We start from the raw sequence: 21,516 nt of genomic DNA, 5'->3' as shown, positions 1-21,516 counted from the left end.
AGCTGAAATTGCTTATGTTCAGCTACAACCGGCACTCCCACACCTATAAAGATAAGGAACAGATCATGACGTTGAAAACGGTTGCAGGTATTGCCTGCTTTGTCGGGCTGTCATTCACCTCTGCAGTAACCGCTGCCAGTTTCACCATAACCAGTGAAGACATGGCAGCCGGGGAACCCATGTCCAAAGAGCAGGAATTCAAAGGTTTCGGTTGTGACGGAGATAATTTGTCACCTCAGCTTTCGTGGCAGGGCGCACCGGAGGGAACAAACTTCTTCGCACTCTTTGTATACGATCCGGATGCACCTACCGGAAGTGGCTGGTGGCACTGGCAGGTAGTCAACATTCCGGCCAGTACCAGTGAATTACCCACCGGCGCGGGCAGTGCCGGCAGTATGGTATTACCGGAAGGCAGTATGCAGATAGTGAATGATTTCGGTTATGCCGGTTTTGGCGGCGCGTGTCCGCCTGAAGGTCATAAAGCGCACCGCTATCAGTTCACGGTATTCGCATTGCCGGAAAAATTGTCCCTGCCGGACAATCCATCAGGCGCACTGACAGGTTACATGGTGAACATGAATGCATTAGGGAAAGCCACTCTGGAAGTGACTTATCAGCGCTGAATGAAGAAATTATCAGCGCCGGAATGAGCAGGAAGGGAAAGCGGGTGTTAAAACCCGCCTTCACAGAAGTAAGCAATATATAAGAAGTCATCCAGGCCGTAGTGTGAGCCTTCACGGCCATAGCCTGATGCTTTGATGCCGCCAAAAGGTGCCTGTTCGCTGGCAACCGCACCTTCGTTTACGCCAATCACACCCGCCTGCAGAGCACCTTTTAACCGGTGAATCCGGTAGTGGTTACGGGTGTAGAAATATGCCGCCAGGCCATATTCGGTATTGTTAGCTTCTTCAATGGCTTCGCTTTCTGACTGAAAGCGGAACAGGGGAAGCACCGGACCGAATGTTTCTTCAGTGAACAGGCGCATGGCATTGTTAGCATCGGCAATGACGGTGGGTTCGACGAACAGGGTGTCGTCAGGCGCTTTATTCCCGCACAGTACAACGCCGCCTTGTTCCACCGCGTCAGCAATATGGGCGTTAATTTTGTCTACAGCCTTTTGATTTATCATCGGGCCGATGCGGGTATCTTCGTCCAGAGGTGAACCCACTTTTAACGCCGCGACTTTGTCCGTCAGCCGGCTGGCAAATTCATCATAAATACTGTCTTCTACATAAATGCGGTTAGGACATACACAAGTCTGCCCGCCATTTCTGAGTTTAGCAGCCATTAAGCCTTCAACCGCCGCGTCTAAATCTGCATCAGCGAACACAATAAAGGGCGCATTGCCGCCTAATTCTAAAGACAGCTTTTTCAGCGTACTGGCACAGCGCTCCGCCAGATAGCGGCCTACCTGCGTTGAGCCTGTAAAGCTGAGCTTTTTCACTAACGGATCTTTAAGCCAGGCATCAACGGCAATGGCCGTTTGTTCACGACTGGCAGTGACCACATTCACCACACCCGGCGGGAAGCCTGCCATATCGATAAGTTTTGCCATCATCAGTGCCGTCAGCGGGGTATCTTCCGCCGGTTTAACCACTACCGTACAGCCGGCCGCCAGTGCCGGCGCAATTTTCCGGGCCAGCATGGCAAACGGGAAATTCCATGGTGTGATAACTGCAACAACGCCCACCGGCCGCTTTTCAACAGTCTGCATTTTGCCGCTGCCGGTTTCAGGTAAAATATCGCCCCGAAGCTGCATGATTTGCTGAGAAAACCATTTTACGTAAGAAGCGCCATAGGCTACTTCGCCTTTTGCTTCCGCCAGCGGCTTACCCTGTTCTGTGGTCATGGTAAGTGCAAGATCGTCAATATTTTCGTTGATGACAGCGTACCATTTCTCCAGCAGTGTGGCCCGTTCACGGTGACTGGTTTTACTCCAGCTCTGAAATGCTTTTTGTGCAGAGCGGGCAGCATGGGCGGCATCAATGGCGTCACTGTCGGGCGCACTGGCAATCCGTTCACTTGTGGCCGGATTGATAACCGGATACGTCATCCCGGAAATCGCATTCTGCCACTTTCCGTTAATGTAGTTTTGCGTGCTGAGTAGTGTCTGATCTTTCAGCGTCATTCCTGTTTCTGTCGTCACGTTGCTGTTAAACCCTTAAAGGTGAGAAAGAATGGTGTCACCCATGGACTGTGTGCTGGCATTGCCGCCCAGATCCGGAGTGGTAATGTCGCCTTTTAAAGCGGTTTCTATGGCTTTGATGATAGCATCGTGGGCCTCTGCACCGGAGCCTGAATCTTCAGTAAGGAACTTCAGCATCAATGCGCCAGACCAGATCATACCAATGGGATTGGCGATGTTTTTACCGTAAATATCCGGCGCCGAACCGTGTACCGGCTCGAACAGGGAAGGGAATTTTCTTTCAGGGTTTAAATTCGCAGAAGGTGCCAGACCAATGGTGCCGGTACATGCAGGACCCAGGTCAGACAAAATATCACCAAACAGGTTGGAGGCAACCACCACATCAAACCGCTCCGGATTCATGACAAAACGGGCCGACAGAATATCGATGTGTTGTTTGTCCCACTGAATGTCGCTGTAGTCTTGACTGATGGCTTCGGCGCGGGAATCCCACCAGGGCATACTGATGGCCATACCGTTACTTTTCGTGGCCACTGTCAGTTTCTTCGCATCACGTTGACGCGCCGTTTCAAAAGCATATTTTAAAACGCGGTCGGTACCGTGACGGCTGAACACTGATTGCTGTAAAACCACTTCACGCTCTGTGCCTTCATACATAATACCGCCAATGGATGAATACTCGCCTTCAGTATTCTCCCGTACAACCACAAAGTCGATGTCATCAGCACGGGGTGTCGACAGAGCACATTTGACCCCTTCGAAAGTACGTACCGGGCGCATGTTGATGTACTGATCGAATTCACGGCGGAAAGTCAGAATGGAGCCCCACAGTGAAATATGATCAGGCACAGACGCCGGCCAGCCAACGGCACCAAAATAAATGGCATCCATGTCTGACACTAACTCTTTCCAGTTTTCCGGCATCATACGGCCATATTCGGCGTAGTAGTCGCAATCACCCCATTTGAATTCCTGGAAGTTAAGAGGGATGCCGAATTTCTTTGCAGCCGCTTTAACAATTTTCAGCCCTTCAGGCATGACTTCTTTTCCGATGCCATCACCGGCAATTACTGCAATATTAAACGGTTTCATTAGCGGGCCATTTCCTTCTTAACCATATCTAAAGACAACACTTCATCGAGGGTTTTCTGTAACAGGTTAAAGAGTTCATCAAAATCTTCTTTGCTGTAACAGAGCGCCGGGGCAAAGCCGAGAATATTGTCGCCAAATGCACGGAAAATAAGTTTGTTCTTCCAGGCAATATCAGCAATTACTTCATGTAATCCCAGCTCTGCAGGAAACTGACGTTTTGACGATTTATCTGCCACCAGTTCAACAGCCGCAAGCAGGCCCTGGTTTCGTACATCGCCCACAAGAGGGTGGCTCAGTACCGATTGCAGTTTGTCTTCGAAATACGGCGTCATGGCCTGCGCGTGTTCCAGCAGGCCTTCTTCGTAAATACTGATCACTTCCAGTGCTACAGCGGCACTGACCGGGTGGGCTGAATACGTCTGACCGTGGCCGACTACCGCTGAACGGTGCGGGCCGTCGGCGATGCCTTTGAATATTTCATCTGACATCATCACGGCACCCATCGGCACGTAGCCTGATGTTAAACCCTTTGCCATGGTCATCATGTCGGGTTGGATATTTTCATGCTCACAGGCAAACATTTTTCCCGTGCGACCAAAACCGGTGATGACTTCATCGACCACAAATAAAATACCCAGTGACTTACACGCTTTGGCAATGGCGGTTAACCAGCCTTTCGGAGGCACGATTACGCCACCGGAACCCACAACCGGTTCACAGAAAAACGCAGCCACATTGTCGGCGCCCAGTGCTGCAACTTTATCTGTCAGTTCCTGTACGGACGCGTCGATGAGCGCCTGTTCAGTGTCGAAGTCGCTACGGTAAAAATAAGGGCAGGTAATATGATGGTGTGTCGGTAGCGGCACATCGAAGTTAGCATGAAAAGCCGGTAAGCCGGTGACCCCTGCACCCACTGACGAAGAACCGTGGTAGCCACGTTTCAGCGCAATAATGTGTTTTTTCTGAGGTTTGCCAATAGCATTGTAGTAATAGGTAATGTAACGCAGCGCGGCATCTACAGCATCAGAGCCACCCAGAGAGAAATACACATGCTGTAATGACTCCGGCGTAATGGACACCAGTTTTTCTGCCAGTTTGATTGCCGGCTCGCTGCCGAATCCGAAATAGCCTGTGGCATAAGGAAGTACCGACATTTGTTTGCTGGCCACATCGACAATGCGTTGTTCCCCGAAACCTACATTCACACACCATAAGCCTGCGAATGCATCCAGATAAGTTTCTCCCTCGCTGTCGGTCACCCGGGGGCCTTTGCCGGATTGTAAAATTTTGACACCTTTTTGCTGGTGACCACGGAAATCTGATACCGGATGGATCAGGTACTGGCTGTCCAGTTCTTTCAGGGCAGAGGTTTGCATGATGACATTCCATATTTGTATTTTTTAAGCGAAGTGTGTGCGCCGCTTAATGTTTATGATTCTTTAAGACATCTGCGTGATTTATCCGGCGAGAAAAAAGACGGAGGTAAAGAAACGCAGAGCAAATTCAGCTTGATAATAGTAGCGCTGCACCAGTTCGTTTATCTTTCAAACGATTTGAGATAAAGGTGCGGAAATATTGTTTTTGTGAGCTTCTCAGCAAAATATGCTGCGATTAATGCGGCATGATGATTAAGCAGGAGTGATGCGACAGCAGCATTGTTTTAAACCGTGGCACGGTACAAGTGATGTTACGGGAAACGGGCCATTTTCAGGCGTTCTGGCCGGTGGATTAGCAATTAAAACGATGCGGCATACTCTGCTGATTGTACAAATAAAACAGACGTATCATCCCGTGGTAACATTTCATTTTGGAATGTTTATACCGTTACCGCGTGGTGTAATAGATTCGACATAAAAATTACATAGCTGGAACCAACAATGAGTGCATTTAAACCTAAATATATTTCTTTCGACTGCTACGGCACCCTGATTTACTTTGAAATGGCGCCCATTGCGCAGCGACTGTTTGCAGACCGGATCACACCGGAGCAAATGCCTCAGTTCGTAAAAGACTTTTCAGCCTACCGTTTAGATGAAGTGCTCGGCGCGTGGAAGCCTTATTCTGAAGTGGTCCGCAATGCTGTTACCCGTTTATGTAAGAAATGGGGCATTGAGTATCGCGATGAAGACAGCGTAACAATTTACAAGGCTGTGCCAACGTGGGGACCACACCCTGATGTGGTTGAACCGTTAAAAAAGGTGGCTGCTGAGATCCCGCTGGTCATTTTATCCAACGCGGCAAACGAGCAAATCAATTCTAATGTGGCCAATCTTGAAGCGCCTTTTCACGCTGTATACACCGCAGAACAGGCGCAGGCTTATAAGCCCCGCTTGCAAGCCTTCGAATACATGATTGATAACCTGGGCTGTAATCCGGAAGACATTCTTCATGTTTCATCCAGCTTCCGTTATGACCTGATGTCAGCGCATGATATCGGCATTAAAAATAAAGTATGGGTAAACCGTGGCCATGAGCCGGCTAACCCGTTCTATGGCTACACCGAAATTAAAGACATCAGCGGATTACCGGGCGTAGTCGGACTGTAAAATATGAAAAATACGTCGTACTGGTTAGATACAGCACCCACGCTTTCACTACCGGAAAGTCCGGCCAATGCCACAGTGGATACCGTGGTGATTGGCGGTGGTTTTACCGGCTTGTCCACCGCGCTGGCCTTAGCAAAACGGGGCGCAACAGTGGCTCTGGTTGAAGCCGGCACTATCGGTTCGGAAGCGTCCGGCCGTAATGGCGGGCAATGTAATAACGGTACGGCGCAGGATTATGCCGGGCTTGTCGCAACATACGGCGAAGAAAAAGCCCGCGCGTTCTATACGTTTTATAATGATGCTGTTGGATCTGTTACCCGCATTGTGCAGGAACATCAGATTGCCTGTGATTTCAGAGTGGCCGGAAAAATCAAACTGGCAGCTAAACCTGAACACATGGAAAAGCTGGAAAAAACACATGCTGCGCTGATCCAGTCAGTGGATCCTGATGCGAAATTACTCGATAAATCCGCACTTGAAAAAGAAATCGGTTCCGGTTCGTTTTACGGCGGGTTGCTGACACCCAATGGTGTGCAACTGCATGTGGGTAAACTGGTCACGGGTCTTGCTCAGGCTTGTGTGCAGGCAGGCGCCATGCTGTTTCAGCATCAGCCAGTCACGCAGGTCCGCAAGCTGAATAATCAGTCATGGCAGGTGACTACGCCGGTGCAAACACTACAGGCAAAGCAAGTTGTAGTTGCTACCGGCGGCAGTGGCCCCGGTCCGTTTAGCTGGTTTCGCCGCCGCATTGTGCCGGTGGGCAGTTTTGCTGTGGCCACTGCACCGTTGTCAGACGAACTGGTGGCTGAATTGTTCCCCGGCAACCGTTCCTACGTGACCAGCAAAAATATCGGTAATTATTTCCGTTTAACGCCGGATCAGCGTTTGCTGTTCGGTGGCCGCGCCAGATTTGCCGTATCCAATCCGAAGTCAGATGCCAAAAGCGGTGTGATTTTGCGTCAGTCTCTGGATGACATGTTCCCGCAGCTTGTCAGCACAAAAATTGATTATTGCTGGGGCGGAACGGTGGACATGAGCGCAGACCGCTTACCGAAAGTCGGACAGCACGATGGCCTTTTTTATGCCATGGGTTACAGCGGTCATGGCGTTCAGATGGCTGTGCACATGGGTGAAACCATGGCGGATTTAGTGGAAGGCAAACCCTCGCACTGTCCCTGGATTTCCAATGACTGGCCAGCGGTGCCACTGCATTTTGGAAAGCCCTGGTTTTTGCCTTTTGTCGGCTTGTATTACCAGCTTCAGGATAAACTTCATTAAGCGTAGAACGTTACGTGTCATGACGGAAGGTGTTACAACATGAAAGAACGACGTTCTCTGCATTCTGTGTCGCAACACGACAGAAGAAAATTATTAAAAGGGCTGGGCGCTGCGGGTGTTGCTGCGGCCAGCGGGCTGATTTTACCTCAGCATGTTCTGGCTGCGATGGCCGGAACCCCGGCAACGGACAAGCCTGTTTATGGCGGCCGGATCCGTGTGGCCGGTATGTCTATTTCCACAAAAGATACCTTAGATCCTGCAAAAGCCTCGTTGGGGACCGACTACGCCAGAATTTATATGCTTTACAGCGGATTGACGCAGTTTAACCGCGACCTGGGAACGGATCTCGCGCTGGCTGAAAAGATGGAGAGTGAGGACCAGCAGCACTGGTTTATCACCTTGCGCGATGGTGTTACTTTCCACAACGGTAAGTCACTGACATCAGACGATGTAGTGTATTCATTACTGCGTCATAAAGACCCGGCAGTGACGTCCAGAGCAGCGGCAATTGCTCAGCAATTTGATTCTGTAAAAGCGACAGGCAGGCTCACACTGTCACTGACTCTTAAGTCGCCTAATGCCGATTTACCGGTCATTCTGGCATCATCAAATTTCTGTATTGTTGCTAATGGCACCACAGACTTCAGCCGGGAAGCAAATGGCACAGGTCCCTACAAGCTTAAAGAGTTCTCCCCGGGCACACGTACTGTGGGAGAAAAGAACTGCAATTTCTGGAAACCCGGCAAGCCTTATCTGGATGAAATTGAACTGGTAGGAATTGCAGACGAATCGTCCCGTGTGAATGCGCTGCTATCAGGTGATGTACAAATGAGCATTGCCCTTAATCCCCGTTCAACCAAACGGGTCAAAGCATCCGGCACCTGCGACATTATGCAGACTGAATCTGGCCTGTACACAAATCTTATTATGCGCCAGGACGCTTATCCTACAAATAATCCGGACTTTGTTCTGGCAGTGAAGTACATGATGAACCGGCCTCTGGTGCAACGGGCATTGTTCCGGGGATATGCCACAATTGCAAACGATCATCCTGTTCCGCCTTCGCACAAATATTACAACGCAGATTTGCCTCAACGGCCATACGATATTGATCGTGCAAAGTATCATCTGAAAAAAGCCGGTATGAGCGGAGCGCGTTTTCCTGTCTTTGCCAGTCCTGCTGCAGAAGGCTCTGTAGATATGGCCGCACTTCTGCAATTGTCCGGTATTGAATGCGATTACCATTTTGGTATTAACCGTGTGCCGGCAGATGGCTACTGGTCAAATCACTGGATGAAACACCCTATGGGCTTCGGCAATATCAATCCGAGGCCGTCGCTGGATGAACTGTTCACATTGTTTTATAAGTCTGATGCTCCGTGGAATGAATCAGGATGGAAGAACGCGCAATTTGACCAGCTTTTACTGGCTGCAAGAGGCGAGGGGGACGAAGTTAAGCGCAAACAAATGTATGGCGATATGCAGGCGCTTATCAGTGAGCATTGTGGCGTGAGTATTCCGGTCTTCATTAACATTATTGACGGATACGACAAGCGGATCAAAGGCTTTTATCCCATCCCTACCGGCGGGTTTATGGGGTACACCTTTGCCGAGCATATCTGGCTGGACGCCTGACGGGAGTATCACGGTGAACATTTTAGTACCGATAATTATAAAACGATTAGGGACAGCGGTAATAACACTGCTACTGGTATCTGCTGTGGTCTTCAGTATTTCAAATCTGCTTCCCGGTGACGCTGCACAGGAAATGCTGGGGCAGAGTGCCACGCCTGAGGCTGTCGCTGAACTCCGGGAGGCTTACGGGTTGAACGATCCGCCTTTAACCCGCTATGGCAAGTGGTTATGGGGGCTTGTTAAGGGTGATGCCGGTGTCTCTCTGGCGAATGCACAGCCTGTTTCTTCTTTGATTAATGAGCGGCTATCCAAGTCTCTGTTGCTTGCGGCGTTTACCACAGTTGTCGCCGTCCCTTTTGCCATGATCCTTGGTATATCTGCGGCGATGTACAGCGGCTCCCGGATTGACCGCGCTATAAATCTTTTCACGTTGTCTATGGTCGCGGTACCTGAATTTCTGCTGGCAACGATTTTCGTTCTGATTTTTGCAGTCGAGCTTAACTGGTTACCGTCACTGTCTTACATAGCCGGTGATGCAGGTTTATACGATTATTTCCGTGCCTTTGCGATGCCGGTATTAACATTGTGTATCGTACTGTCCGCGCAAATGGCCCGTTTAACCCGTGCGGCAGTCGTTGAACAATTATCTCAGCCCTACGTTGAGATGGCTCTGCTTAAAGGTTCCACGCTTTCCCGCGCTGTGCTGCGTCATGCACTTCCTAACGCTATTGGCCCGATTGTTAATGCGGTTGCCCTCAGTTTGTCCTATTTGCTGGGCGGCGTGGTGATTGTTGAAGTGATCTTTAACTATCCGGGGCTGGCCAGCCTGATGGTTGATGCGGTTACAAACCGGGATATGCCATTGCTTCAGGCTTGTGCCATGTTGTTTTGTCTCGGGTATCTGTTGCTGGTGTTGATTGCTGACCTGGCCGCCATTGTGGCAAACCCCAAACTGCGTAAAGGAGGCTGAGCCATGCTCACAACGATAAAGAATCTGCCGTTATCGGGTAAAATTGGCGCAGCCATTGTGAGTTTCTGGATATTTATTGCCGTATTTGGTCCTTTACTCTCGCCACACAGTGCAAAAGAAATTGTAGCCTGGGACGTATTTGAGCCCATTGGCGGTGAATACCTGTTAGGCACTGATTACATCGGACGTGATGTGCTCAGCCGTTTGATGGACGGTGCACGTTTTACCGTTTTTATTCCGCTACTCGCTGCTGCACTGGCATGTTCTGCAGGCACGCTCATTGCGCTGTACGCATCTGTCAGTCATCAACGTGTTGATGAGCTGATAAGCCGTTTTATGGATGCACTTATTTCCATTCCCAGTAAGATTTTTGCTTTAGTGATGATTGCTGCGTTCGGCTCATCAATCCCTATTTTATTAGCCATCACTGCAGTGAGTTATATGCCGGGCGCGTTTCGTATTGCCAGAGCGTTAGCAGTTAATGTTGCCAATATGGATTTTGTTACTGTTGCCAGAACGCGGGGTGAGGGTAAGCTTTACCTCGCGGTAAAGGAAATTTTGCCTAATATTCTGCATCCCATGCTGGCTGATTTTGGTTTACGTTTTGTGTTTGTCGTGTTGTTGCTGAGTAGCCTGAGTTTTCTGGGGCTGGGTGTACAACCGCCTCAGGCAGATTTAGGTTCGCTGGTCAGAGAAAACATTTCTGGTCTGGCCGAATGGGCGCCGGCGGTAATTATACCGGCGCTGGCGATTGCCACTATCACGATTGCGGTGAACCTGCTTATCGACAGTTTCCGTGGCAGTGCCACCTATTCCGCAGGAGATAAATAATATGTCATCTCATGTTTCGGTTAATAAACTCGAAGTCTCCGCGGGGAAGGGCGACAGCAAAAAAGTTATCGTAAAAGACGTCAGCTTTACCTTAAAGCGCGGAGAAGTGCTGGCCCTTATCGGTGAATCCGGCTCGGGCAAAACAACCATCGCCATGTCGTTACTGGGCTATGCCCGGCCGGGCTGTCATATCACCGGTGGTGAAGTCGCGGTGGGCGGGCAGAGTATGCTCGGTTTAAGCGATACTATGCTGGCGTCATTGCGGGGCCGGAAAGTGGCATATGTTGCACAAAGTGCCGCTGCAGCGTTTAACCCCTCCCGGAAAATCATGGAGCAGGTGATAGAAGGGGCGTTAATTCACGGCGCCATGAGCCGGTCTGAAGCACAGAAAAAAGCCACAGAGCTGTTCAGTCAGTTGTCGTTACCTCATTACGATTCTATCGGAAACCGTTATCCCCACGAGGTATCCGGCGGTCAGTTGCAACGGTTGATGGCCGCGATGGCCCTTATCTGCGATCCTGAACTGGTTATCTTTGACGAGCCGACTACTGCACTGGATGTCACCACTCAGGTAGATGTGCTCAAAGCGTTTAAAGCGGCGGTGAAAGCCAGGAATACCACGGCTGTGTATGTATCCCATGATTTGGCTGTGGTTGCCCAGATGGCCGATCAGATCCTTGTTCTGCAACACGGCAAAACGGTGGAGCACAACACCACTACTGAAATCTTAAATCACGCAGCAGAGCCCTACACCCGTCAGTTGCTGGCTGCAGTGTCTCACGGTGCGTCCGGATTAAACCGGCCAACGGCAAAAACAGTCCTTGAGGTCAGCAATATAGTTGCTGGCTACGGTAAAATTACCGCAGCAGGTTTACCGCAAATTCCTGTGTTGCATGACGTGTCTATTAAAGTGGAAAAGGGCAAAACCGTCGGCATTATCGGTGAGTCCGGTTCCGGAAAATCAACGTTCGCACGTGTCATCGCAGGTTTAATTCCCGCGGCGAAAGGCTATATGCTGCTGGATGGAAAAGAGCTGCCAGCGTCTATTTCGTCCCGCAGCAAAAGTGAATGTCAGCGCGTGCAGATGGTGTTCCAGAATGCGGATACGGCGCTGAATCCGGCGCAGAAAGTCGGGGATATTATTGGCAGGCCATTAGCTTTCTTCCATGGCATGAAAGGGGAGCAGAAGCGTGCCCGTGTGGCAGAGCTGTTAGCGCTGGTGCAATTACCCGCTGAACTGGCTGAGCGTAAATGCGGCGCGCTGTCCGGCGGGCAAAAACAACGTATCAACCTGGCCCGTGCACTGGCTGCGGAACCGTCGGTAATTTTATGTGACGAGGTGACATCAGCGCTGGATACTGTTGTTGCCGCAGCCATTTTAGAACTGCTGAAAGATCTGCAGACGAAGTTGAATATAGCCATAGTGTTTATCAGTCACGATATACCTACTGTACGCACTTTGTGTGACGATGTGCTGGTTCTCTATAAAGGCAATGCGGTGGAATACGCGAGCGGTGAAGCGGTAAGTACTGCGCCTTCCCACGATTACACGAAGAAACTGGTGGCCAGTGTTCCCACGTTAGATCCGGGCTGGCTGGACTCAAGACCGCCTGCTGCGTAAGGCGCTGGAAAAGGCCAGCTGTGCCCACAGAGCGGCATCGTCGGGATCATCATAAATACAATCAGGTGCACTGTAGTATTGCAGTGCAACCTGTTTGCCTTGCCTGCTGTAAGTAAACGGCTCACACCCTTCATGAATAAATTGCTGGCTGGTCTCCTTGTCCGCTTTCAGGTAGAGCAAATCATCAATGACGATGGCAAACATGAGGCCATTGTGAAACAGGCCGGTGCCGCCAAACATCCGCCGTGTTGTTACCGGTTGCAGCGTTGAAAATACATCATGCAGGCTATCAATAAATTCTGAGGTCATAACGTTCTGTTTCTATTTTCCAGTCTGTGGCTCAGCTTGACGCTCAGCATACAGCAAACCAAAGCGGTGATTGCCCTTAGCTGCACGGTGATACAAAATACCTGCGGTAAGCATCAGCCCGAGAAATTCAGCTGCCGGGCCGGCATACCAGATTCCCCATTCTCCCCACATAAGCGGCAACACAAAAATTAACGGCAGGGCAAACAGGTACGTTTTGGCAATCGTTAATATTCCTGCCCGTCTGGCATCACCAATACTCTGAAAGTAGAAGCTTATCAGCATTAAGGGGCCTGTCAGGAATAAGGCGAGACTGACGACAGGCAGTAACCTGGCTATCTCATTTGTGACGGCGGGATCGTCCACAAACAAGTGACCAACGTCAGCCCGCAGCCACCATAATAACCCTTCGGTGACCACGCCATAAAACAGCGCAACGCCGACAGCGATGCACAAGCTGCGGTCAGATCGCTGATATTGCTGCGCGCCCACGTTATTGCCCACAATACTCTGCATTGCGAGGCCAAGCCCCAGCAGTGGTAAGTACACGAAGGTCAGAACCCGTGTGATCACACCATAAGCACTTACGGTTACTTCATAGTTGTCCGGCAGCCATTGTTGCAGGCTAAACAAAATAGCCCCGGAAGTCAGTGCTACACCCACGTAGGTGAGGCTGGATGGTGCGCCCAGAGACAAAAACTCACGCCATCTGTTCCGCACCGCTGTGATGACGAACAGCGGCAGACCGGTGCGATTTTTATGGCTGCGGCGAAACGCCCAGACAGCACATAACGCAATAATTTGTGAGGCTACCGTGCCGTATGAAGACCCGGCCACGCCCATTTCCAACAGTACAATAAAGACGTAATTCATCACGCCGTTACCCACCGTTGTTATCAGCGAGACCAGTGCAATAAAGCCGATGTGACCTTCACTGCGCAAGCTGTCTGAAGCGATGGCCAGCCAGAAAAATAACGGAGCACCATACATAATGATGCTCATATAGGTAAAGCTGGTAGCTGCCTGCGCAGGATTATCGTTGTTACTGGCCAGTGCCAGTGACTGACCTGACAGGGTGAATACGAGCATCAGAAGAACGCTTATCACCAGTGCAAGTGTAAGTGCCTGTGCATAGGCATTACGGGCTTCATCATACCGGTTTGCTCCCAGCAGGCGGGCCATTACACTGGCGAACCCGCTGGCAATCCAGGTGGACAGGGCAATCAGAACCATAAATAACGGAAACATCGCCGTGACCGCTGCCAGCGCATCTGACCCCACGAATACACCAATAAAGTAAGCGTCTACCAGGTTCAGCGAGCCGCTTACTACCATCATCAGAATGATGGGCAGTGCAGTTTTTAAAAATACCCGTGTAAGGGGCGGGGTGACATACGGGTTGTGACTAGTTTGTTCCATCATTTGTATCTTTACCTGTAGCGTGCAAGCCTGTGAACTTGTCCTTGTATATAGCCTGCAGCGCCTGAGGCCAGTTTGCTATTGCCTGCGTGAAAGCTGTTTCATCCAGCCGGTACAGTGCTCTTGAAGCCGCTTCAAAACCGGCTTCATCTTCAAATACCCGCATCATATTGTAGAGCTGATCCTGCTTAATGCGACGTGCCTGCTCAGGTGTCATCTGAGCCATGGCTGCGTCGATAAGCTTGCGTAACGTCGTCGATGCGCCGCCACGCTGTAACGACAGCCACTCCCAGTGTTCAGGTAACAGCGTCACTTCTTTTGATTTCACGCCAAGCTTAGGGCGGCCCCGCTTTTTAACCTGCGGCATCAGTGAAGCAGGCAAACGGCTGATAACCTCTTCTGCATCGCCCCGCCAGTCGATATCGGTGCGCTTACCATCATCTAACTTAAATAAATACGGCTCAGCGTCAGGAAACTTTGTCACTGCTTCACGAATAACCGCCGGCAATTCACCCTGCGCAATGAGAGTTTTGTTATGGATTGCGATGTAGATGTCACCCACAGATTTGTTCCTTTATTTTTATCAGGGTAAAAATAACAGGTGTTTGGAATTTGATCAATATTGTCGGGGTAAAAATGGTTTGAGGAGATCTTGTATTATCTATGGTGGAGAAGTTGATCATGTATAAAGCAACCCATGATAAGCCAATAAACAATATCCACTCCTGACCAACAACCACAAATATTGAAGCCACAATTATGTCTCGCATATACTGGCTTAAATATGAACAGTTAAGGTCAGCATATTGGGTTTATTCAGAAGCGGAAACAGTCAGTCACCAGAGTTAATTTGGGAAGCTTTAAAAAATACGAATGGGAGCAGCTCTCACACATATCGTACAAAAACTCCCGGCGGCTGGCTGGTTACAGTGAGTAACACTCAAGGGGCAGGGGTTACCTTTGTACCGGACGCTAAGCACGAATGGTATGGGAACTCTGTTTGATATTGGTGCCGTGCATATCCGGTGCCTGAACACAACCCTTCGTATTAAAAAACATACCCTGTCATACAATATGATACCCGGTTTAATGTTCATACTCTTCAATTATTCACTGCTGCGCATAAAATAGACGCTTATCTTCAAAAGGTGTTCTTATGCAAATCAATACCAATCTTTCTGTACAGGACTATCTTCGGGGCTACAAGGAAATGTGCCGTTTCATTGCCCGGTCACCTGTGATCTGTGGTGTGATGTTGCTGCTGGCTCTGCTTGTTACTGTGGTGCCGTTTTCTTTCTTTCCGCTACGCATGGGCGCGTGTGCGTTGCTGGTGTCACTTGTGGTTTGTGTGGTCAGTATTCAGTACCGGTATGGTTCGCTCAGACGATTAGCCGCCGAACTGAACTTTCATCAGCGGCTGATATTGCCGGCTATTCTGGGGATCACTGCTTTAAGCTGGCTGGCATTTTTTGCCGCTGATTTACTGTCGGGGTTAATGCCGGCAGCCTCCGGGAATGCAGCCGTGGCCTATGACGGTATGACGCTGACAGGGATTGTTCTTGGCGGTGCGCTGGTGTGTGTGGCCCAATTGATGCCCTACATCCTGGCTCATTTTTGTCACAGTTTCTCACTGTCCCGCAAACAAGGAGAGCATATCTGGTTGTCGCTGATGTTACGCTGGAAAACGCTGGCTGCCTTTCTGCCTGTGGCATTGTTTGTTCCGCTGGCGATTGTGCTGAAGCAGGACTGGAGCGCATTTCTGCTGCTTGCAGCAAGCATGTACTGCACATTTTTAATGTTTATTGTGTTCAATATTACACCGGAACCGGAAGCACAGAAGGTGAGTTCGCCGGCATTTATGCCACAGGGCGCCTGAATATTGCCAGCAGAAGTTAACTGATTAAGCAGCCCCGTTAACGGGGCTGTCTTGTTTTTTTGTTAAGATAGCGGGGTTATTCGCCTTTTACTTCCGGCAGGGTGGTGAACGGTGTAATGCCAAACTCAGGATACACTTCATCCGGAAACAGGATTCGCCCGTCAGCGACGACCATGGCGATGGTTTTAATGGCTTTTAAATCTTCCACCGGGTTGCCGGGAATGAGGAAGAAGTCAGCCAGCTTGCCAGTTTCAATGCTGCCCAGTTTGTCATCGTGACCCATGTATACGGCCATGTCCCACGAGCCCCGTTTCAAAGCTTCTGCCGGTGTCATACCAAATTGTTGAAACAGCTCCAGCTCACGGTGCAGACGGAATGCGCCGCCCATATCCGTACCGGGCACCAGAAGAATGCCGTTTTCGTGCATTTTCTTCAGTGTGGCTACAATCTTCGCGTAGGCGTCTTTGTAAGCTTTATCTTCAGCTTCATCCGCCACATTCAGCATAGCGACCTTTGCGGCACGCTGACTGCTGAGAGGCATGTGATCAATATAGTCCACCACACTGGGGCTTACCGTACCGTTGCGGGAGGTCATGGCATGTTCGTGGATCACCGTTGTGGGATCCAGCGCGATGTTATTTTCCTTCATCAGCGTAAGTGTGTGATTAACCTGATCGCTGTTCAGATCCAAATCTGTAAAGCGTTTCATGCCGGTAATGCGGAATAGCGTACGGGTATCTTCTTTTCTGTCGAGCACCCAGCCCAGCATTAACTGGTTAATATGGGTGATCTCGTTGTAACCGGCAGCAATCATTTCATCTGCTTTGGCGAAAGCCGGAATGTGTCCGGCAACCCGAAGGCCGTTTTCATGTGCTTCTTTTGCCATGGCCGGCACCCATTTGGGATTCACCGAACTGTAGATCTTTATCTGAATATAATCATCCATACCGGCATATTTGCGGACCAGTTCAACGGCTTCGTCTTCGCTGGCGGCCAGTTCACCGGTGGAGTTACTGAAGGGACTTTTACCTTCAATAAAGCCGCTTTTAGCAATGCGAGGGCCTACCAGTATGCCATTGGCGATATTGTCTGTAATACCCTGCAGAATATCGACTTCGTTGCCCATGTCTCTGACGGAAGTAACACCGGCAAGCACGTTTAACAGCGCATCGTTATCACTCATATGGCCGTGCATTTCGTAGAGTCCGGCTACCAGTGTGCCGCCGTTGCCTTCAATGGTCACTTCGTCGTCTGATGGTGCAGCACTGACTGCTTCGATTGCCGTGATTGTGTTACCGGTGATCACTACAGACTTCGGTTCACTGAGGGAAAGACTTTGTGGCTCAAAAATACGGACATTATTGATGCGTACCGGCTTTTCGTAGTCGTGCAGATAACGGCTGGCGATATCTTTATAGCGCTGTGCATTAAGCTGGGCGGTTAATTCCCTCAGGCGAGCTTCTTCCCCGGCAATCTCCGGTTTAACTATCGCTGTGCGCGGGCTGACCAGCCCCACTAACGCTTTGTTTTCATCAATAATGAAATAAGACGGGTTCATGGAAATCCCGCCAATGGCATAAAGTGTGGCTTTCATTTCACCGCCGGTGGCGGAGAGCGTGAGATCCTGCTTTTTGCTGAGCGTAATATTTCCGGAGGGAAGGGCGGGATACTGTGTCAGATTGTTATTCAGCAACGGCAGGGCATAAAGATACTCACTGAACGGGCTGCCGTTTTGTGCAATGTACACAGGTTCACCGTCAAATCCGGCCTCACCGGATTCGGCTTTAGATTGCCACGTGGCGGTGTTAGCTGAGACTGAGAAATTCTCCTGCGTGGCGTTCCCGAACACAGTTTTACCTTCAACAGACCAGGAAAGAGGAATGTCGTTGTCAGACAAAATTATGGTTTCAGTGCTGCTGGCCCCGCGGCCGTTGTTTGAGAAACCGTAATCAATGTCTATTTTATTGCCGGTACGGGTGATATCCATATCACCCACGTCTGTACCGCCAAGGTACATATCAAAATGAGTAGTCGTTATTTTCTGAGTTGTTGTCTGACTGCTTGATCCGGTCTGTTCAGTCGGACCCGAGCAGGCAGTCAGTGCTGCCGTGAAGGTGAGTAGTGCCAGTTTTTTCATGTTATGTTCCCTTTATTATTCTAACCAGTATGTCACGGTTAACAGGGAAAACGCTGCAAACTAACTTTATTTCACTGCTGTACCCCGCAAACTTCAGACTACAGGCGGGGAAGGTTACCGGTTCTCCATATCAATAGACATGACCATTTCATCCAGAATATCACTTAAACCGGTAATCTTTTCGTGAGAGACAAACACGCTCATACTTGACTCAACGGCAACGTTGCCGGTCTTTGTGCCGTTGTCCAGTGTGTTGTCCAGCGCGGTCTGTACCCGCTCAAAATAAGAACGGGCGCTGCGTTCTTCAATATTGTGAAGGCACATGATGAATTGCTCGGTACCGAAGCGACCAAGAATGTCATTCCCCCGGGTGGTGAGCTGTAATGTTTGTGCCAGTTTTCTCAGCACACTGTCCGCTTTAGTGGAGCCCAGCAGCCGGATAATTTCCCGGAGGTTGCTGATATCAAAAATAGCGATGGCAATGGCGCGGTTTTTACCAGGGGCAGTCAGTCTGTTTATTCGGCTGATGGCGGTATCAGCATTTAACAACTGGGTGACCGGGTCGATGGCTTTAGAAGCAAGGAACTTCTTACGCAGCACATAGGCTGCCAGCGCAGCAGTGATAAGGAAAATCCCGGTCACTATGGCGAGAATTTGTTTGCGCTCCTTTTTCGCTTCAACAACTTCGCCCTCCAGGTCGTAAATCCGGTTGTACAGATTCGCTGCGCTCAGAATATTTGCGGAGTTTTGTTGTTGAATGCGTTTATTTTCAGCTTCAGCGGCAAACACTTCATTGGCGATTCGGGCTTTTTCTATGTCGCCCAGTGCCAGATACATGGCAAGATTGAAGCTCAGGTAATCCAGATTGGTTCTGAATCTGGGCGGGATGTAGTTATCACCTTTATTAAAGCTGTCTATGTAATTCTGCACACAGGTTAAATCATGATGGTACAGACAGACTTCCGTTTCGTGCCAGTTGTACATCAGCAGGCCGAATGAACTGGAAACGGCAGAAATTGCCGTTTTGAAATCCGGCAACGTGGCTGCAAGCTGGTCAAAATCCCGGGCTTTACGATAGTAATATGACAGAGCGTAATGATAGTGGTAGTTAGTCAACGGAGTATTAATTTCACGGTTCAGTGCGCCGTATTCCATGATCCGCCGGTACGCTTCTTCGGTTTGCCCGCTGCTTATCAGCGATACAATGGCACTGATGAGAATACTGAGTTTATTGCTGCCTTCATAAACCTTCAGGCCCATTTCATGAGCTTTAATATATTGCTCTGCTGCCAGAGCATGTTGCCCCAGGCTGCCGTAGAGCAGGCCTATGGCGTTGTGAATATGGGCCAGTACGCCGGGGTTTCCTGATGCGGCATTCTGCTCCAGTACCGTAAACATCTTGCCAAGACGCTCTCCGGTTGTAGACGATTCTGAACAATAGGTAATGAGTGATAATGAAGCGAAGGTGAAAATATCGCTGTGTCGTTCCGGTGAAGACAGTGATCTGGCCTGACGGTAATACTGACAACGTTCAGGACTTTCCTGCGCATCGTAGATAAAGCCAATTTGGTTGATGGCTGAAACGTAAGCGTATGAGGTGTCATCCACATCTTCCTGCGCGATCAGGGATTTGAGCATAGTCAGTGCACTTTCGTAATCGCCTCCGCAGATCAGAAACTGGCCTTTCGCGCTGAGCAGGGAAAAACGTTGGTCAGCCGTAACAGACTTATCACTCAGCGTGGCTTCCAGTTCATCAAACAGGGCAGAGTCCGGGCAATCATAAGCCGGCGCCCGAACTTTATTGATGACATCATCGACTGTGGTTGCCGCAAAGGCCGGCATTGCGGACAGCACGAATAACGTGAGCGCTGTCATCAGAGCGCGTAATTTACTGTACATGGTAATTATTTTTTCTTTTTTTAATCAAACCGGCTTTGTAAAGAAGCGATGCCGGCAAGCAGTTCCGTCCGGGCTGCTCATCCTGAGCGAGCCTGATACGGAAAAATATCATTTTTTTATCCGCTATGTGCAGATAATGATAACCATTATGAACAATGCCGCACAGAGGAAAATCAATTATTAGTAAAAGTTTTTAAGTTGCTGTTAGTAATCTATATTTATATTGAAAAAGCGCATATTGCAGTGATGAATCAACAAAATAGTATGACAAACAACGTTGTTCAACAGCCATCACATTGCGGTATAATAATGTCGTTCCGATGGATCGGCCCGAACACTAAACAATATCAACATTAAAACATCATACTGCGAAGTCCGGCTACATTCTGTTTTATCCGAATTATCGCAGATACACCTTACACCTGTATTTCACATTCTATATCCGGTAGGAAGACTTGCTAAATCATCAGCGATGTAAATCGATGACAGGCAGTGGCTTTGCCGGCTTTATTTAAACACTATCCTGATAGAAGGTATCTATGTCATTTAATAACGGGACATCGCAGACGTCTCATTTCTGGCCAATTCTCATCATGGCACTGGGAACGTTTACCCTCGGCCTGACTGAATTTGCGTCTATGTCAATGTTGCCGCTGATTGCAGCTTCATTTGACGTAACGCCGTCGCTGGCCGGTAATGTGATTAGTGGTTACGCCATCGGCGTGGTGATCGGTGCACCGCTTTTCATGTTGCTGACAAACAAAACTAACCGGCGTACATCGCTGATTTTATTCGTGATGATGATGTTTGTGGCAAACGGCCTCAGTGCTATCGCAACGTCCTTACCGGAAATGGTTTTCTACCGCGTACTCAGCGGTTTACCTCATGGCGCATATTTTGGTACAGCATTACTGGTAGCCTCAGACATGGCACCAAAAGGTAAGCGTGCCAGCTTTATGTCCAAAGTGTTTATGGGCCTTACCATTGCAACGATTGTGGGTGTACCCATGGCTACTTTGGTGGGGCAGGCTATGAGCTGGCGGGTTTGTATGGGCATTGTTGCCGTACTGGCCCTTATTACTGCAGTACTGATTTATTTTGTTGTGCCAGGCAGTCCGGTGAAAACGCCTACCCGGTTACGCGAAGAATTCGGTGTGCTGAAAAACAAGTTAGTATGGTCAATTTCCGGCATCATATTCGTGGGTTTCGGTGGCGTGTTTTGTATTTACACGTATCTGGCAGACACGATTATTAATGTAACTGAAGCCCCTGAAGTGACTATTTCTATTGCCATGATGATGTTCGGTATCGGTACTACTATCGGCAACTGGGTGTGCGGACGATTAGCAGACAAATCGCCCATTGCTACCACCGGCATCGCATTGCTTTGCAGTGTGGGTATTGCGGTGATGTATGTTTTCGCGGCGTCAAACATTTACTGGTTATATGTGACTGTATTTTGCCTCGGTGCCAGTGTGGGCCTGGCGGCGGTTATTCAGTCCATGTTGCTGGATGTATCGCCTACCGGTCATGCCATGATTGGTGCACTGGTACAGTGCGCGTTTAACACGGCTAACGCCATAGGCCCTATGATTGGCGGAACTCTGCTGGCTACGGGCGCTACCTTCAATGAAACTGGCTATGCCTCTGCCTTATTGTTCCTGGGCGGGCTGGTAATGTGGGCACTGAGCTATATGCAAATGCGTCAGAAACAGCAGCCTCAACCGGTTTGTACCAACCCCAATCCTAGCTGCGGTTGA

The 21,516-nt window shown here is 49.6% G+C and carries 17 protein-coding genes; 9 read left to right on the top strand and 8 right to left on the bottom strand.

What is annotated here, in order from left to right; translation table 11 throughout:
• Positions 1-65: 65 nt before the first annotated feature.
• Positions 66-623, top strand: a complete 558-nt coding sequence (locus tag ACXAGC_RS11150; protein WP_474844447.1) for a YbhB/YbcL family Raf kinase inhibitor-like protein — start codon at positions 66-68, stop codon at positions 621-623.
• Positions 624-670: 47 nt separating this feature from the next.
• Here the strand turns inward: ACXAGC_RS11150 and ACXAGC_RS11145 are convergent, their stop codons facing one another.
• Genes ACXAGC_RS11145 through ACXAGC_RS11135 form a run of 3 tightly spaced genes read right to left on the bottom strand, consistent with a single transcriptional unit; the run spans position 671 to position 4,614 of the window.
• Complete coding sequence (locus ACXAGC_RS11145) at positions 671-2,128, bottom strand: NAD-dependent succinate-semialdehyde dehydrogenase (RefSeq protein ID WP_474844535.1); 1,458 nt, start codon at positions 2,126-2,128, stop codon at positions 671-673.
• A gap of 33 nt (positions 2,129-2,161) precedes the next feature.
• A complete protein-coding gene (locus ACXAGC_RS11140; RefSeq protein ID WP_474844446.1) occupies positions 2,162-3,238 on the bottom strand; it encodes a tartrate dehydrogenase in 1,077 nt (358 codons plus the stop codon).
• Entirely contained in the window at positions 3,238-4,614 is a 1,377-nt protein-coding gene (locus tag ACXAGC_RS11135) for an aminotransferase class III-fold pyridoxal phosphate-dependent enzyme (protein WP_474844445.1), read from the bottom strand. The genes ACXAGC_RS11140 and ACXAGC_RS11135 overlap by 1 nt, the downstream gene beginning before the upstream one ends.
• 501 nt (positions 4,615-5,115) lie before the next feature.
• Between ACXAGC_RS11135 and ACXAGC_RS11130 the strand changes: the two genes are divergently transcribed.
• From ACXAGC_RS11130 to ACXAGC_RS11105, 6 genes are read left to right on the top strand one after another with little or no spacing between them, the layout of a single operon-like run.
• Positions 5,116-5,784, top strand: a complete 669-nt coding sequence (locus tag ACXAGC_RS11130; RefSeq protein ID WP_119501693.1) for a haloacid dehalogenase type II — start codon at positions 5,116-5,118, stop codon at positions 5,782-5,784.
• Between the two features lie 3 nt (positions 5,785-5,787).
• Complete coding sequence (locus tag ACXAGC_RS11125; RefSeq protein ID WP_474844444.1) at positions 5,788-7,062, top strand: NAD(P)/FAD-dependent oxidoreductase; 1,275 nt, start codon at positions 5,788-5,790, stop codon at positions 7,060-7,062.
• Between the two features lie 39 nt (positions 7,063-7,101).
• Positions 7,102-8,697, top strand: coding sequence for an ABC transporter substrate-binding protein (locus ACXAGC_RS11120; RefSeq protein WP_474844443.1), 1,596 nt, complete (start codon positions 7,102-7,104; stop codon positions 8,695-8,697).
• 13 nt (positions 8,698-8,710) lie between these two features.
• Entirely contained in the window at positions 8,711-9,667 is a 957-nt protein-coding gene (locus tag ACXAGC_RS11115; protein WP_474844442.1) for an ABC transporter permease, read from the top strand.
• A gap of 3 nt (positions 9,668-9,670) precedes the next feature.
• Positions 9,671-10,498, top strand: a complete 828-nt coding sequence (locus ACXAGC_RS11110) for an ABC transporter permease (protein ID WP_474844441.1) — start codon at positions 9,671-9,673, stop codon at positions 10,496-10,498.
• A gap of 1 nt (position 10,499) precedes the next feature.
• The gene (locus ACXAGC_RS11105) at positions 10,500-12,119 is read left to right on the top strand and encodes an ABC transporter ATP-binding protein (protein WP_474844440.1); all 1,620 of its coding nucleotides are present in this window, start codon (positions 10,500-10,502) and stop codon (positions 12,117-12,119) included.
• Here ACXAGC_RS11105 and ACXAGC_RS11100 read toward each other — a convergent pair.
• From ACXAGC_RS11100 to ACXAGC_RS11090, 3 genes are read right to left on the bottom strand one after another with little or no spacing between them, the layout of a single operon-like run.
• Positions 12,099-12,428: a TfoX/Sxy family protein gene (locus ACXAGC_RS11100; RefSeq protein ID WP_474844439.1), complete on the bottom strand. Its 330-nt coding sequence runs from the start codon at positions 12,426-12,428 to the stop codon at positions 12,099-12,101. The two genes, ACXAGC_RS11105 and ACXAGC_RS11100, sit on opposite strands and share 21 nt — an antisense overlap.
• Positions 12,429-12,440: 12 nt before the next feature.
• Positions 12,441-13,847: an MATE family efflux transporter gene (locus ACXAGC_RS11095; RefSeq protein ID WP_474844438.1), complete on the bottom strand. Its 1,407-nt coding sequence runs from the start codon at positions 13,845-13,847 to the stop codon at positions 12,441-12,443.
• Positions 13,831-14,406, bottom strand: coding sequence for a DUF2239 family protein (locus tag ACXAGC_RS11090; RefSeq protein WP_474844437.1), 576 nt, complete (start codon positions 14,404-14,406; stop codon positions 13,831-13,833). Before ACXAGC_RS11090 ends, ACXAGC_RS11095 begins: the two co-directional genes overlap by 17 nt.
• Positions 14,407-15,000: 594 nt before the next feature.
• Between ACXAGC_RS11090 and ACXAGC_RS11085 the strand changes: the two genes are divergently transcribed.
• Complete coding sequence (locus ACXAGC_RS11085; protein WP_474844436.1) at positions 15,001-15,720, top strand: hypothetical protein; 720 nt, start codon at positions 15,001-15,003, stop codon at positions 15,718-15,720.
• Between the two features lie 76 nt (positions 15,721-15,796).
• Here ACXAGC_RS11085 and ACXAGC_RS11080 read toward each other — a convergent pair whose 3' ends face one another.
• On the bottom strand, positions 15,797-17,857 hold the full coding sequence (locus ACXAGC_RS11080) for an amidohydrolase family protein (RefSeq protein ID WP_474844435.1): 2,061 nt from the start codon (positions 17,855-17,857) through the stop codon (positions 15,797-15,799).
• A gap of 114 nt (positions 17,858-17,971) precedes the next feature.
• Positions 17,972-19,756 carry a GGDEF domain-containing protein gene (locus ACXAGC_RS11075; protein WP_474844434.1) on the bottom strand — a complete coding sequence of 595 codons (1,785 nt, stop codon included), beginning with the start codon at positions 19,754-19,756 and terminating at the stop codon, positions 17,972-17,974.
• 539 nt (positions 19,757-20,295) lie between these two features.
• Between ACXAGC_RS11075 and ACXAGC_RS11070 the strand changes: the two genes are divergently transcribed.
• Positions 20,296-21,516 (top strand): MFS transporter, encoded by a 1,221-nt coding sequence (locus ACXAGC_RS11070; protein ID WP_474844433.1) that lies wholly within the window; start codon positions 20,296-20,298, stop codon positions 21,514-21,516.

This window comes from Alteromonas sp. AWJ4_197, from assembly GCF_056160285.1.
Note: the sequence above shows the minus strand (reverse complement) of the source record. Positions and strands in the feature narration are given on the sequence as shown.